General features: G+C 58.7%; 18 protein-coding genes. 12 read left to right on the top strand and 6 right to left on the bottom strand.

Features of this window, described 5'->3' with window-relative positions; translation table 11 throughout:
* Positions 1-8 precede the first annotated feature (8 nt).
* Complete coding sequence (locus ML541_RS13670; protein WP_243373661.1) at positions 9-1067, bottom strand: AI-2E family transporter; 1059 nt, start codon at positions 1065-1067, stop codon at positions 9-11.
* Positions 1068-1226: 159 nt separating this feature from the next.
* Here ML541_RS13670 and ML541_RS13665 point away from each other — a divergent pair, with 159 nt between their 5' ends.
* Positions 1227-1502 carry a hypothetical protein gene (locus ML541_RS13665; RefSeq protein WP_243373660.1) on the top strand — a complete coding sequence of 92 codons (276 nt, stop codon included), beginning with the start codon at positions 1227-1229 and terminating at the stop codon, positions 1500-1502.
* A gap of 168 nt (positions 1503-1670) precedes the next feature.
* Positions 1671-1850, top strand: a complete 180-nt coding sequence (locus ML541_RS13660; protein WP_243373792.1) for a DUF1328 family protein — start codon at positions 1671-1673, stop codon at positions 1848-1850.
* Positions 1851-1936: 86 nt separating this feature from the next.
* Here ML541_RS13660 and ML541_RS13655 read toward each other — a convergent pair whose 3' ends face one another.
* Positions 1937-2344: a hypothetical protein gene (locus tag ML541_RS13655; protein ID WP_243373659.1), complete on the bottom strand. Its 408-nt coding sequence runs from the start codon at positions 2342-2344 to the stop codon at positions 1937-1939.
* A gap of 245 nt (positions 2345-2589) precedes the next feature.
* Here ML541_RS13655 and ML541_RS13650 point away from each other — a divergent pair, with 245 nt between their 5' ends.
* Genes ML541_RS13650 through ML541_RS13640 form a run of 3 tightly spaced genes read left to right on the top strand, consistent with a single transcriptional unit; the run spans position 2590 to position 4249 of the window.
* Positions 2590-2988: a phage holin family protein gene (locus ML541_RS13650; protein WP_243373658.1), complete on the top strand. Its 399-nt coding sequence runs from the start codon at positions 2590-2592 to the stop codon at positions 2986-2988.
* On the top strand, positions 2955-3488 hold the full coding sequence (locus ML541_RS13645) for a hypothetical protein (RefSeq protein ID WP_243373657.1): 534 nt from the start codon (positions 2955-2957) through the stop codon (positions 3486-3488). The genes ML541_RS13650 and ML541_RS13645 overlap by 34 nt, the downstream gene beginning before the upstream one ends.
* The gene (locus tag ML541_RS13640; protein WP_243373656.1) at positions 3488-4249 is read left to right on the top strand and encodes a hypothetical protein; all 762 of its coding nucleotides are present in this window, start codon (positions 3488-3490) and stop codon (positions 4247-4249) included. Before ML541_RS13645 ends, ML541_RS13640 begins: the two co-directional genes overlap by 1 nt.
* A 55-nt stretch (positions 4250-4304) precedes the next feature.
* On the opposite strand, the gene ML541_RS13635 is transcribed toward ML541_RS13640, so the two are convergent.
* Positions 4305-4697, bottom strand: coding sequence for a rhodanese-like domain-containing protein (locus ML541_RS13635; protein WP_243373655.1), 393 nt, complete (start codon positions 4695-4697; stop codon positions 4305-4307).
* A gap of 80 nt (positions 4698-4777) precedes the next feature.
* Positions 4778-5965 (bottom strand): glycoside hydrolase 100 family protein, encoded by a 1188-nt coding sequence (locus tag ML541_RS13630; protein ID WP_243373654.1) that lies wholly within the window; start codon positions 5963-5965, stop codon positions 4778-4780.
* A 75-nt stretch (positions 5966-6040) separates the two neighbouring features.
* Between ML541_RS13630 and ML541_RS13625 the strand changes: the two genes are divergently transcribed.
* Both ML541_RS13625 and ligD read left to right on the top strand, forming a co-directional pair.
* On the top strand, positions 6041-6820 hold the full coding sequence (locus ML541_RS13625; protein ID WP_243373653.1) for a Ku protein: 780 nt from the start codon (positions 6041-6043) through the stop codon (positions 6818-6820).
* 241 nt (positions 6821-7061) lie between these two features.
* The gene (gene ligD, locus ML541_RS13620) at positions 7062-9551 is read left to right on the top strand and encodes a DNA ligase D (protein WP_243373652.1); all 2490 of its coding nucleotides are present in this window, start codon (positions 7062-7064) and stop codon (positions 9549-9551) included.
* Positions 9552-9705: 154 nt separating this feature from the next.
* Here ligD and ML541_RS13615 read toward each other — a convergent pair whose 3' ends face one another.
* The gene (locus tag ML541_RS13615) at positions 9706-10155 is read right to left on the bottom strand and encodes a hypothetical protein (RefSeq protein ID WP_243373651.1); all 450 of its coding nucleotides are present in this window, start codon (positions 10153-10155) and stop codon (positions 9706-9708) included.
* Positions 10156-10318: 163 nt separating this feature from the next.
* Here ML541_RS13615 and ML541_RS13610 point away from each other — a divergent pair, with 163 nt between their 5' ends.
* The 5 genes from ML541_RS13610 (at position 10319) to ML541_RS13590 (ending at position 13859) form a co-directional block, all read left to right on the top strand.
* Complete coding sequence (locus tag ML541_RS13610; RefSeq protein ID WP_243373650.1) at positions 10319-10729, top strand: FKBP-type peptidyl-prolyl cis-trans isomerase; 411 nt, start codon at positions 10319-10321, stop codon at positions 10727-10729.
* Positions 10730-10743: 14 nt separating this feature from the next.
* Positions 10744-11400 carry a haloacid dehalogenase type II gene (locus ML541_RS13605; protein WP_243373649.1) on the top strand — a complete coding sequence of 219 codons (657 nt, stop codon included), beginning with the start codon at positions 10744-10746 and terminating at the stop codon, positions 11398-11400.
* 11 nt (positions 11401-11411) lie between these two features.
* Positions 11412-11948, top strand: coding sequence for a YbhB/YbcL family Raf kinase inhibitor-like protein (locus tag ML541_RS13600; protein ID WP_243373648.1), 537 nt, complete (start codon positions 11412-11414; stop codon positions 11946-11948).
* A 144-nt stretch (positions 11949-12092) separates the two neighbouring features.
* Entirely contained in the window at positions 12093-12536 is a 444-nt protein-coding gene (gene mscL / locus ML541_RS13595; RefSeq protein WP_243373647.1) for a large conductance mechanosensitive channel protein MscL, read from the top strand.
* A gap of 36 nt (positions 12537-12572) precedes the next feature.
* Entirely contained in the window at positions 12573-13859 is a 1287-nt protein-coding gene (locus ML541_RS13590) for an OmpA family protein (RefSeq protein ID WP_243373646.1), read from the top strand.
* Between the two features lie 82 nt (positions 13860-13941).
* Here ML541_RS13590 and ML541_RS13585 read toward each other — a convergent pair whose 3' ends face one another.
* Positions 13942-14139 (bottom strand): hypothetical protein, encoded by a 198-nt coding sequence (locus ML541_RS13585; RefSeq protein WP_243373645.1) that lies wholly within the window; start codon positions 14137-14139, stop codon positions 13942-13944.
* Positions 14140-14346 lie beyond the last annotated feature (207 nt).

Here is a 14346-nt window from a genome sequence, read left to right as displayed (position 1 = left end):
GATGCCCATCAAAGCAGAACTTTCGGATTATCGTGGTAATTGCCGGCTTCTTCATGCCAGAGATTGATGACCGTGGCAAAGATGATCGGCCCGAGAATGAGACCCAGAAGGCCGATGGTCGTTACTCCACAGATGGCCCCCAGCACCACCGCCAGCACCGGCACATCCCCTTTGGCACCGACGGCTAGGGGGCGAATGGCGTTGTCGGCCAGACCCACCAGCACCAGGCACCACAGGGCCAGCAGTCCGGCTTTCAGGTAAGTCCCCTTGATGGCGACCAAGACGACCAGGGGGACCCAGACGACCCCGGTCCCCACCACCGGCACCAGTGCGGCAATGGCGGTCAGACCACCGAATAGGACCGGTGCGGGAACCCCGGCGAAAAAATAGCCGATACCCGCGGTAATACCCTGGATCAGACAGGTAAAGAGGGTGCCGACGGCAACGGCGGTCGTCGTCATCTGGAAACGGTGCAGATAGCGCTTGATCTGGTCCTGCTCGTCACCGAAACGATCGACCACCGTAGCCACCACCCGTTCCCCGTCCCGATAGATGAAAAAGAGGATGAACAGGGACACTGCAAGACTGAAGAGCAGTTCCACCAGCCCCTTGGCCATATTTGCCGCACCGTTGACGATGGCCCCGGATAGGGCGCCCGCATACTTGCTCACATAGCTCCCCAGATCTATCCCGGCCCGTTCCACCAGCGAGGCGGCATGATCGATGAAGGGGATACGGTGGAGAACGGCGGGCCCCTTGGGAACTGTCTGCACCATCCGCTCCGCCTCGCGGACCCAGTCGGGAGCGCTCTGGGCAATGGCCACTATCAGCCCTGCCGTGGGGAGGATGAAGCAGACGGTCACGGCAAGGACCATGCTCCCCGCCATGCGGCCGGGGTGCCGGGGAAACCTTCTCAGCAGACGCTTATAGTAGGGAATGGTGGCAACGCCGATGACGAGTGCCCAGGCAAGGGGTTCGAGGATCGGCGCAGCCAGCAGGCCGAGCAGAACGATGATCCCTGCTGTGGCAAGAGCGGCAAGTATGGTCAGAAATATCCTTTTGTCCATGGGTTCTCTCAGGTGGGCAGCAGGTAGCATTAATGTTTAAGTTTACACTAATATGCCATCGGCCGCAGGGACAAAATTAAAATTTATTTACTGTCCTTGATTATCCGTTAGACTTTCCTATGAGCGAAAAGACAAACGAAACCAAAGAGGAGGACAGCGATGAAGCATGTCAAAAAAGCGGTTTTTACCATTGCAGCGCTGATTGCTCTGGGTGGAATGGTCTTTAGCACGGGATGCAAGAAAGAAGGGGGCACCGGCGGCACTGGCGGTAGCACCGGCTCGACATCGGGGAGCGGCACCGGCGGGTCGATGGGGGGGACGACTCCCAGCCCGGCCAATACAGGCGGCACCAGCGGAGGCGGAACAGGTGGCTCGATGGGGACCGGTACCGGCGGATCTTTCGGTGCCATGACCAGCACCGGTGGCAGCCGATAATGGCAGGAGCCCTTCGTTGATGGAGGGCTCCTCTTTTTTGGGCATGAACTCTCCTTCGGCAAAAATCGCGTCAAGCATGACCGTTCCTTCCCGTCCGCCGGTTGCTGCATTCTCTTTCGCGGTGGTATACTTTTTATGAAGGCAAACCGATGAAGGAGGTGAATGACCATGCTACGTTGGGCAGTGATCTTTTTCATCATAGCCATTGTTGCCGCAGTATTTGGATTTGCCGGAATCGCCTCAGCTGCTGCCGGTATCGCGAAAATACTCTTCTTCCTCTTCCTGGTGGTAGCCGTCATCATGCTGATCGTCGGCATCTCCGCGGGCACCAGGATCACCCGCCACTGATCCTTCCGGCATACAATGAGGCGGCCCGCAGGCCGCCTTTGTTTTGTCCGGAATATCTATTAAGACCTGACCTTCAACAGCCTCTCTTATTTGGCTTCCAGCACCCCGGTCGCCAACACCTCCGGGCCGGTCGGTTCGGTGACGGTGGGGAAATCCTCGGGGGTTACCACCAGCCGGAACACCTTGAAAGCGGTGGTGGAATCCAGCCTCCCGCGGCGTTTTTCATCCACCTTGAGCTGGCCCAGGCTGTAGCGCTGTTTATCCGGCGTCTCCGCCCAGACCACATACACCGACTTGGGAGGCTGCAGGTTCTGCGGCGGCGCCATGTGCTCCACTTCCAGATGGACCCGGGTGTTGCCGTTGGCATCTCTTGTGGCCTTGGCCTCACCGACTACCGCAGGAAGTTCCGCCGAAGGGGAGACCACTACCTCCTTTGCACAGCCGGAAAGACCCATGAGCAGGGATGCCGCCGCCAGCAGCAGATATTTTTTCATAGCGATCTCCTTTCTTTATGGTAGTGCCGACGTCGTCTGTCGGTATGATGGGAATACACGACAGGCTTCATTTTGAGTGTAATCGACCTCTGTGGGCTGTCAACAAATGAATTAGTATTTTATTATTAGAGCCACCTGCAGTTGCGGCGCTTTGTCAGGCGACTTGATTGACATTGCTCCCAGGGGCAAATAAAATTAACTATAGCTAAGAAAGCCTTAGACGTACCGGCAGAAAGGAGGCGCATATGACCGAAAAGAAAGACCGGCCGTTGGGTGATCTGTTCTCGGAACTGATCCAGGAGACCAGGACCCTCTTCAGGAAAGAGATGGAACTGATGCGGGTCGAAGTCTCCGAAAAACTGGACAAGCTGGTGAAGGACGCGGTTGCTGTCGGGGTCGCCGCCGTTCTGCTCTACGCGGGGCTGCTGACGTTGATTGCCGCCATAGTCTTCGGCCTGGCCGTCTTCATTCCCCTCTGGCTCTCCGCCCTGCTGATCAGCATCGTCTTTATCGGTATCGGTGCCGGATTGTTGCTCAAGGCCAAAAAGGATGTGTCGCAGATGAAGCTGACGCCTGAAAAATCTCAAGAGACCCTCAAGGAGACGGCACAATGGGCAAAAGCACAGATGAAACCGGTCCGGTAACGCCGCATCCGACCGACCGGATACGAAACGAGATCCGCTCGACGGAGGCAGGGATCACCGAGACGCTGCAGACTATCGAGCAGCGTTTCACTCCTTCCCACATCAAGGCTGAAGCCAAGGTGAAACTGCGGGAATATTCCCTGACCGGGCTGGTCAAGGTGACGGAGACGGTGAGGAAGAAACCAGTTCCTGCAGCCCTGATCGGCGTAGGGGCGTTGTGGCTCCTCTTCAGAAAGAAGAAAAAACACCGCAATAAGGCGGAACTGCCGGGGGCGGCACTGATGGAAGCGCTCCCGCGCAAGGTGAAGAAGGACCCGGTCAAAACCATGAAGCATTACTTCTCCCTGCTCAGGATTGCCATTGCAGCGGGGACCGCCGCCAGAGCCGTCTATCTGCAGTCGAAAAGCCAACGGGGCCCGGCCGCCCCAGGGAGGGCCACTGTCACGGAAGTCCCCCGGGCCGGAGCGTTTCCCGAAACGGTCAGGGAGAGCGTCTACTGATGGCACAGATAAAAGGAAAGGGCATATTGGAACAGGGCAACATCTATTTTCTTTACCGCCCCAAGGTGCAGACCGGAGAAGCCAGGGGAGGACAGGATGTGGAACGCTTCTACATGGTGCTCAGTCCCGAGGGGAAGAACATCTACCGGGAAGTGATCATCGGCAGGAAGTCCCTCCCTGCAATCGGCAAAAAGGAGCGCAACTGGGCCTTCATCAAGGCGGTCGCCCATCGGGCACACGAGTTGGAAGAGGAATTCGGCCGGGTGGAATACGGAACCAAGACGCGGGGAGAGCGGGAAGTGCCGGCGGCAAGACCGGCGGGGGAAGGTATCTATGCCATCGTCCGCCACGACAATCACACCCACCTGGCCTACTCCCTGGAATTACCGGAGCAGCCGCGCCAGGTGCAACACTCCTTCCGCATCGCCCCGGAAGGAAGCTACATCATCAGCGTCAAGAATCCCGAGAAGCCGTCACCGCCGCGAACGGGACTCAAGCCGGAGCAGAAGGCGGATTACCCGGAAAAACTCCTGGAGGCCTTCCACGATCGGCGCTTCGCCGATGCCGATCCTCCCGAACTGCTGGATTATCCCGGAGCGGAGCTGATGCTGATCGGAGCGGAAGAGCAACCAGGGAAGGAACTGGCTATCGGCCTGAAACCGGACAAGGAGAACGAATCTTCCGCCGATATTTTTCGGGACCTGAAGTTGAACCGGAAGAAACATCCGGTAAAGCCGCTCTTCGAAGGAAAATGGGAATAGGAGCTTAGCCGAGAGGAGGAGATAGCGAAGCATCTCCTCCCCCAGTGCCCTGCCTTCAGCTGCCGCTGATCATCATCCTTTGCCTGTTGATCGCTCGTCCCTTCAGGTCTTCCACCGGCAGACCGGCATCCAGATAGGCCTCGAAGCCACCCTTGAGGGAATGCACGTCCCCCCAACCCTTCCGTTGCAGCGTCCGCGCCGCCTCCACGCCGAGACGATCTCCAGGTCCCTCGTAACAGACGACCACCTCCCGGTCATGGGGGATATCCCCCAGATGCTGTTCAAGCTCATCATCGGCGACCCGAAGCGCTCCCCGCGCCTTGAAGAGCCCCGTATCCCAATCCCCATGATGGCGCAGGTTCACCAAAAACACCGGCCGATCTCCATGGATCCTGGTTTTGAGATCCGCTGCCGTAATTTCGAAAGATTCCGTCAGAAGCTGTGCCATGGCCACCTCCCGCAGGCTGTCGATTCCTTCAGTAAAAGAATACCAAAGACCCCAGGGGGGGCAACCGCCATGGAGTCTGTTCAGATATAGCGCTTCCGGTCCATGACCGTGCGGCAGGCGAGGATGAACATGGCCGCATTCCACGACTGCCCCGCCATGCCCCGGGGCTCGCCGGTCAGGCCATGGAACCATTCGTTGAACTCCCAGTCGTTGATCCGGTTTGCCTCTGCCAGCCTGGTCAGCTCGATCAGTGCCTGTTCCCGTTTCCCCAGACGGGCCAGCAGCATCACCCAGAATCCGCCGACAAAGGGCCAGATGCCGCCGTTATGGTACTGCCAGGGAAAGTTCTGGCGGTGACGGTGCATGTAGAGGCGCCAGAGCGGCTCACGGATCTGAATCGGCCTTCCCACCACCCGCAGGGGAAAGGGGCGGTGCGCCTTAAGGGCGAGAATGCCCCGAATCAGCTTGCACCCCCGGGAGGGAGCGGCCAGGCCGGTCAGGGGGGCAAGGATATTGCCGAAGAGGTCGATTTCCATCCCCCAGACGGCGAAATTGACGAAGCTGAGATAAAAGGGGGTGGCCTTGGAGCGGTTGCGGATGTAATGGACGAGAAGGCGGGGACGGCGCTGCTCGGGGACAACGTTGCCGTAGGGATTGAAGAGAAGATTGGCATAATCTCGGGTATGGCGGGCGGTGGGGATGTCATAGAGGCGCTTGACCCAGTGCCAGAGCACGTTGCTGTAAAGGACGAAGCCGGAGCGGGGCATGATGTCCGCCCAGTCGCTCGCCTCATTCTGCTGGAGGAGGTACCAGGCCTGGTGTTCCTGGCACTGCAGCCATTGAAGCGCCCGCTCTGTATTTTCCTTCAGACGGGCGCCCAGATCTTCATCCGGACAGTGGCGATCGTAAAAGGCCACGGCAATGAGCCACCAGAGGGTGGCATCGATGCAGCCGGTATACCAGAAATCCACCTCTCCGGTCTCCGGCTTGACGTATTTCGGTATCTGGCCGTTGGGCGCCTGGTGCCGGGCCAGGGTGAAAAGCCCCCGGCCGGCAGTCCGGATCAGTTCCCCATCGCCGGAAACAACCATCCCCAGGGTGCAGATGGCGGCATCACGGCCAAAGATGGCGGTATAATTCCGTCCTGCGGCTTTCGTCGTCATGGTTGCGGCGAGGATGCCGTCCTCGCCCGAGTTGGCGCGGAGCAGGTCCAACGATTTGACGTAACAGGTTTCGATCAGTTCCGGAACGGCAATGTTCGCGTCCATCCTTCCCCCGTTGCAAAGGGATCGGCGAATGATAATGTTTTAACAGAGAGACATCTCACATCCAGGGAGACAGTCATGAAAGCCATCTGGACCGGTTCCATCAGCTTCGGCCTGGTCAATATCCCTGTCAAGCTCTTCAGCGGGTCGGAAAGCAACGCCCTCGACCTGAACCTGCTGCACAAGACCGACCTGCACCCCATCAACTATATCAAAGTTTGCAAGGCCGAGAACAAGGAAGTGCCCATGAGCGAGATCGTCAAGGGCTACCAGCATGCCAGCGGGGAGTATATCGTCCTGACCGAGCAGGATTTCGAGAATGCCAGCGTCGAAAAGACTCACTTGATCGATATCCTCGATTTTGTCGAGGAGCACGAGATCGACAGCAGATATTTCGAGCGTCCCTACTACCTGGAACCGGACAAGACCGGCGCCAAGCCCTATGCCCTGTTGCGGGAGGCGCTGAAAAAATCGGGCAAGGTGGGAATTGCCTCCTACGTCCTGCGCAACCGGGGGAGTATCGGCGTCGTCAAGCCGCTGGACGACGTGCTTGTCCTCAACCAGATGCGCTACCAGGAAGAGGTGCGCAGCCATGCAGAACTGAAGGTTCCCCAGGCGGAAAACATCCGCCAGCAGGAGATCGACCTGGCGCTGATGCTCATCGAGCGGTACACCACCACATTCGACCCGGCCAAATACAAGGACAGCTACATCGACGATCTGAGGCGGATCATCGAGGAAAAGGCGCAGGGCATCCAGCCTCAGCCCCAGGGAAAACGGCCGCAGCCGACAAACGTGGTGGACATGATGGCCCTTTTGAAGAAGAGCCTGGAGGAGAAGAAGCGGAAGGCAGCGTAAGTGTCATGCCAGGAGAGGGGTATAGCCACCGGCTGCCGCGACTTCGTCCGTTCGTTCGGTCGCCGCAGCTGCGGACCTGCAACGTCTCTCACGTTTACTTTCTGCGTAAGCGATGCAGACAAAGATGCCTCTTTCGACGTCGGGCGGGTGTCCGCTCGCCGCTACGGCTCTGTCACTCACTCCCGAAGCCACGACAGCCTCCCTGATAGGCGGGGAATTTTCATCTTTTGGGATGGGCGTGATGCCCCTTGAAGACTACCGCCGAAAACGCGACTTCGAAAGGACCCCAGAGCCCCCTCCCAGGGCAGGCAGCCTCGGGGCGGCGCTGCGCTTCGTCGTGCAAAAACACGCCGCGTCCCACCTGCACTACGATCTACGCCTGGAACTGGACGGCGCACTGAAAAGCTGGGCGGTGCCCAAGGGGCCGTCCCTCGACCCTTCGGTGAAACGCCTGGCTATGATGGTCGAAGACCATCCCTTCGACTACCGCACCTTCGAGGGGATCATCCCCCCCGGCAGCTACGGCGCAGGCTCGGTCATCATCTGGGACGAGGGTACTTGCCATGCCTACGAAACGGAAGATCGCCGCAGAAGCGAGGATTTCTTTCGCAAAGGTCTGGACAAGGGGAACCTGAAGTTTGTCCTCAATGGCCATAAGCTCAAGGGGCGGTTCGCCCTGGTCCGGATCAAATCTGCGGAAGACAATTCATGGCTGCTGGTGAAAAAGGAGGACGAGTTTGCCGGCCGGGCCGACATAACCATCCAGGACCGCTCGGTGGTTTCGGGGCGCCGGGTGGAGGAGCTGGGGCCCGAGGGGGAAGAGCCGGTCATGGCCGACCTTCCCGGCGATCCTGCTCCCATGCCCCACAACATCAGGCCCATGCTCGCCACCCTGGTCAAGGACCCCTTCGACAACCCCGATTGGATCTTCGAGATCAAGCTGGATGGCTACCGGACCATCGCCGAGATCTCCTCCGGAACAGTGCGCCTCTATTCCCGCAACCTGCTCTCCTTCAACACCAGGTTCCCCACCATCGCCGCCCCCCTTGCCGGATTGGGCCGCGAAGCGATCCTTGACGGCGAAGTGGTTGCCATGGACGAAAACGGCCGGTCCGATTTCCAGCTGCTGCAGAATTACGGCCGCACCGGCGAAGGGCTGATCATCTATTTCGTCTTCGATCTCCTCTACCTGGACGGCCACGACCTGCGCAACCTGCCGCTCCTCACCCGCAAGACCCTGCTGCAGGAAATCCTGCCCGACCTCATGGAGGTGAAATACTGCGACCACATGGAGGAGACAGGCATCGCCTTCTTCCAGGCCATCGAGGAGAAGGGGCTGGAGGGGATCGTCGCCAAACGAGTCGAAAGCCGCTATGAGACGGGGAGACGGAGCAGCTCCTGGCTGAAGATCAAGGCAACCCTTCGCCAGGAGGCGATCATTTGCGGCTTCACCGCCCCCAGGCGGAGCAGGAAGAAATTCGGCACCCTGGCCTTGGGCGCCTACGATAATGGAGAGCTGGTCTACATCGGCACCAGCGGCGGCGGCTTCAACGAAGAGAGCCTCCATGAGCTCTACGACCTGCTGCAGCCTCTGATCCAGCAGGACTGCCCCTTCAAGGGGGGAGCCGCCACCAGAATGCCGGCCCAATGGGTCAGGCCGCAGCTGGTCTGCGAGGTCTCCTTTTCCGAGTGGACCGGTGACGGCATCATGCGGCAACCGGTCTTTCTCGGCCTGCGCCCGGACAAGGAGCCGGCGACGGTGACCCGGGAGACCTTTCCCGGCATGGTGGCTGCGCCCCCGCCCCCCGCAGTCAAAGGGGTGACAGCCGAAAACGAGCTGATCGTCGGCGGCAGAAGACTCAGGTTGAGCAATCTGGACAAGCTCTTTTGGCCGGAGCAGGGCTACACCAAACGGGAGGTCATCGACTATTACCGCACTGTTGCCCGACACATGCTCCCCCACCTGCGGGACCGCCCCCAGTCCCTCTATCGCACCCCCAACGGTATCGCCGAGACCGGCTTTTTTCAGAAGGATGTCAAGGATATGGTGGGAGACTGGCCGCCGACCGAGGCCATCTACTCCGAGTCCCAGCACAAGACCATCACCTTTCTCATCTGCCAGGACGAGGCGAGCCTCATCTACCTAGCCAACCTGGGGTGCATCGAAATCAATCCCTGGCTCTCCCGGCTGGGAAGCCTGGACAACCCTGACTACCTGGTGATCGACCTGGACCCGGAGGAAATCGGCTTTGACAAGGTGGTGGAAGCCGCCCTGGCGGTAAAGGAGGTGTTGGACCGGGCCGGGGCCGCCAGCTTTCCCAAGACCTCCGGAGCCACCGGCATGCACATCTACGTTCCCCTCGGGGCCCGGTACGACTATGAGACTGCCGGCCGCTTCGCCCACCTCATCGCCACCCTGGCCAACCAGCTGGTACCTGGATTTACCAGCCTGGAACGGAGCCCGGCAAAGCGCCAGAGGAAGGTCTACCTGGATTTTCTACAGAACAAGCGGGGTCAGACCCTTGCCGCCCCCTACAGCATCCGCCCCCGGCCGGGTGCGACCGTTTCCACTCCCCTTACCTGGGACGAGGTCAGGCCCGGCCTCGACCCGCGGGACTTCACCCTGAAGACAGCACCACAGCGCCTTGACAGGATCGGCGACATCTTCGCCGGCACCCTTGGCCCGGGCATAAACATGGAGCAATGCATTGAAAGACTGGAGAATGATTGATGCCTCCGCGCAATCCATCTACCACAGGATCTGAGCGGGAAGCATCCCATACATTCCAGGCATGGGCCGGGGGACCTTCGTTTCCCCGGCCTGTTTGTTTCCAATATTTCCCGGCCTCTTGCGGCGTACCCTACGCCGGCCAGTGGGAAACTCCTCATTCCGGGCATTGGCGGTTGATGTGGACCAGCCACTCCAGCACCTCATCCACAGAGAAAACAGACTTCCCCCGTCTTACGGCAAATACCTCCCGAAAGCGGTCGGTAATGTAGACGGAGACATCCGGGCCGGAGCACCGCCTGATCACCGTTCCCCCCTCGTCGGCCAGGAGGATGAAGGCTGAGCCCAGTTCCTTCAGCCGCACCAGATCCTCCTTTTTTTCGTGGACCACGACCACCACTGCTTCCTCGTAAGCGAGGCGGTCTCCCGCAGCGGAAAGTTTCTGGAGGAACCCTTCCAGGGCGGCATCCGGGGACGGCAGAAAGACAACGACCAAGTTCCGCTGCTGCCTGAACCGTTCCACATCCACCATCTCCCCTTTGCCGTCGGGCAAAATAAAGGAGGAGAGAATACTCCTTTCTTCAGGTAGAATTGGACGATTTTCCATGGCAGCTCCTGTAAGTGGCGAAGAAATTGGTTTAGTCAAAGTATAGCAAAGTGGTGCAGCATTATTTTCCTCCCCCGATTTGCAACCATCGGCCATCAAGGTACCATTAAATTGTGGATTTACATTTATCGGCCGTGACGCCGACTGGCCCGGGTGGTAACCAATGCGTGCAGAAAAGGGTAAAACGGTGGTCATCAGCTTCGTCTGCAGGCTCGAAGACGGCACCCTCTATGAATTCACCGACGCGACCATGCTCCGTTTCCAGATCGGACAAGGGCAGACGCTGCCCAGTCTTGATGCGGGAATTGTCGGCATGAGCCCAGGGGAACACCGGACCATCCGGCTATCGGCGACCGAGATAGACAGGTATCCATTGATTGCGGCGCCACATGCCCAAATTCCCCGCGGCAGCAGCCGGGCGCCAAATGGCTACGAATTCGCTCCCGGCGCCGATGGCGATACCATAACCCCCGGCCAGCCACGTACGCGAAAGGCAAAGCCGCAGCTGGCCCCAGGGGCTTCACTGTTGTGCCATGTGAAACTGGTAAAGGTAGAGGAAGCTGCGGATCGTTGAGAGGAGGGGCAGCCATGGCCAAGGTAGTCATATTCGATCTGGTAGGGACGCTGTTTTCGCTGGACACGGTGAATGAGCAGCTGGAAAAAGAAGGTCTGAAGGGGGACTGCTGGTTTCAGGAGTGCATTCAGGCCGCCATGGCAGCGACGCTGGCCGAACGCTACCTACCCTTTCGCGATGTGGTCGAACTCTCTCTGACCAATCTGGTGGAGATCCACGGCTTGGCGGGCGTCTCGGTGCCGGCGGTAATGGAAGGGCTCAAAGAGCTGCAACCGTTGGCAGGAACCGCCGAGTGCCTGAAAAAGCTGAAAGGACAAAAGATCCGGTTGGCAATATTGACCAATAGCGCCAAGCCTGCTGCAGTGGCACTGCTGGAACGCTCCGGCCTGGCACCTTATTTCGAGATGATCGTCTCCACCGATGAGGTGGAAAAATGCAAGCCCCACCCATCCACCTACCTATTGGCAATGGACCGATTGGATGCGGACGCGGAAGACTGCTGGATGGTGGCGGCCCATGGCTGGGATGTCTATGGCGCCGCGGCAGCCGGCCTGCACACGGTGTGGATAATGAACCGCGACCGGCGCTGGCCTTTTCCGGGCGTTCCCCCCGGCGCCACCATATCCTCCCTCGGTGAACTGCCGGGGGTGCTTCAGACCTGGGGAACATAAGGGGGAACAGAATGAAGAAGTTTATCATCGCCTTCATATGTCTCTTCGCCTGCACAGCCTGGGCTGCTGCCGGGGGAACAAAGAAAGGGGGTACGAAGATGGGCACTTTGAAGATAACCAGTCCTGCCTTTGCCGACAACCAGAGCATTCCCGACCGCTACACCTGCAACGGCGCCAATATCAGTCCGCCGCTCAGGTTCGAAAACATCCCCGAAAAAGCCAAATCCCTGGCGCTGATCGTCGATGACCCCGATGCCCCGTCAGGCATCTGGACCCACTGGATGGTCTGGAACATGAGCCCGAGAACTCAGGAACTGGCTGAAAAGGCGGAACCGCGGGAAGCCATCGTCGGCAAGAATGACTTCTATCATAACAGTTACGGTGGTCCCTGCCCCCCATCGGGCACTCACCGTTATTTTTTCCGGCTCTACGCCCTCGACGCCGTCCTGCAAATCGCCGGTCATGCCACGAGAGCCCAGCTGGAAAAAGCGATTCAGCCCCATATCCTCGAGAAAGCAGAGCTGATGGGAACTTACTCTAAAAAATAGCTGCCCCCGGGGCTGCTTCCAGAGCAGCCCCGTCGTTTCTCTTCTTACATACTTCCCCACCCTTTCGGTTAACCCATTCGGTTGACATACCCCCCACCCCGGGTTACACTTCCTATCATTAATTCCTTAACGAAAGGATCTTGCATGTTCAAGACATTCAAGGAATTTGCCGTCAAAGGCAATGCCGTCGATCTGGCAGTAGGTGTAATTATCGGGGCCGCCTTCGGCAAGATCGTCACCAGCCTCGTTAACGATGTCCTCATGCCCCCCCTTGGGCTTTTGACCGGAAAGATGGATTTCAGCAACCTTTTCATCAACCTTTCCGGCACCTCCGTCGATACCGTGGCCAAGGCAAAGGCTGCGGGCATTCCCACAATCAACTACGGCATTTTTCTCAACAACATCATCGATTTCGTGCTTGTTGCCTTTTCCGTTTTCATCCTCGTCAAGCAACTCAACCGGCTCAGACAACCGGAAGCATCTCCTCCGCCATCCACCAGGCCCTGTCCGTTCTGCCTGAGCCCAATTCCATTGGCTGCGTCCCGTTGTCCCCAGTGCACTTCAACTGTGGAGCCGACGGCAAAATAAGCAGTTAAATTCAATGTAGGAAGAAGGAGGCAAAAAATGAAGGTATTGAACCGTGTACTGGCGGCAGCAGGCATTCTGTTGCTCTCGGTGGGTACCGCTTCGGCTGCAGGAGTCGAACCCGGTGCTTTTTATCTCTCCCCCATCGTCGGGGGCTACACCTTCGACGGCAAGCAGCATCTGGACACCCAACCGGTGGGAGGCATCAGGGCCGGTTACAACTTTACCAAACATCTGGGTGCCGAGGCGCTCTTCGACTATACCCGCACCGAAGGAACCAGGGACATCCCGACCACCGATTTCTACCGCTACGGCGCCGATGCCCTGCTCCACTTTTTCCCCGACAACAGGCTGGTACCGTACATCGCCGCCGGTTACAGCGGCATGTCCCTTGACAGCAAGGACGGTACCAAGCTGACCCGCGGCATCTTCGATTACGGCCCCGGCGTGAAGTTCTTCATCAACGACACCTGGGCGCTGCGTGGGGATTTTCGCCACTTGATCTTCAAGAACGAGGACCGATCGTTCAGCAACTACGAATACAACCTGGGTCTCGTTTACTCCTTCGGCGCTGCCAAGGAACCGGCACCGGTAGCCAAAGCAGAGCCCGCACCTGCTCCGGCTCCTGTTCCCGCACCTGCTCCGGCCCCGGCCCCTGCGCCGGTTGTGGCCCCCCCCCCTGCACCTGTTGATTCCGACAACGACGGCGTCATAGATTCCCTGGACAAATGCCCCGGCACCCCAGCCGGCGTTCAGGTTGATAAAGATGGCTGCCCCGTGGATTCCGACAAGGACGGCGTCCCCGATTATCTGGATAAATGTCCTGGCACCCCTGCAGGGGTCCAGGTGGATAAGGATGGCTGCCCTGTCGATTCCGACAATGATGGTGTTCCCGACTACCTTGACAAATGCCCCGGTACCCCCGCAGGAACCAAGGTGAAAGCCGACGGCTGCCCCGAAATGGAAACCCTGAGCATGTCTCTGAACATCCAGTTTGCCACCGGCAAGAACGATATTCAGCCCAAGTATGACAAGGAAATCAGGAAGGTTGCCGACTACATGAAGAAATATCCCACGGTGAAAGGGGTTATCGAAGGGCACACCGACAACGTCGGTTCGGCTGCCGCCAACATGAAGCTCTCCCAGCGCCGTGCCGATGCTGTCCGCAGCTACCTGGTCAAGAAATTCGGCATCGCCCCCGACCGCCTCACCGCCAAGGGGTTCGGCATGACCCGCCCAATAGCGGACAATACCACCGAAGAAGGGCGCCAGCAGAACCGCCGCATCACGGCCGTCCTGGATTCGGTGACGGTCGAGAAGCAGTAGCAGTAAAGATTCCAGAAAAAAAAGCAGCCTTTCCATCCGGAAGGGCTGCTTTTTTCATGGGCTTTGTTTTAGCCTGCTGCTGTCACTCGTTCTGCCGCTGTGATGGATCAGCCGCGGCAGAGCCCTTGGCTACCCTTTCTCCACGTGCCGTGGCAGGGGAAGCAGGCGGCACCCCTGCAGACTGCTGTGCTGCAGCCCGGTGGGGAAGGGATGCAACCATCCCCCGCAGATCGGCAACCGCCCGTTCCACTTCCACCAGCTCCTCTTCCAGGGCATCCATATCCTGAACCGAAAGCCTTTCCGCATGGGTTCGGATTGCACTCAGCTGCAGCTCCAGGACTTCTTTGACCCGCCTCGTTTCTATATCAGGTCTTTGAAAAACTATTACTATTTGAGCCCCAGTAGGTACAGTTTTATGTTATGATGCTGCGCATAATTCTTTGATATTGCTGGAGAAAAAGTATGCGCGGGTTTGAAGAACAATCTG

Source organism: Geotalea sp. SG265, assembly GCF_022808985.1.
GTDB lineage: Bacteria > Desulfobacterota > Desulfuromonadia > Geobacterales > Geobacteraceae > Geotalea.
The sequence above is the reverse complement of the archived record's forward strand: the minus strand, read 5'-3'. Positions and strand labels throughout refer to the sequence as shown.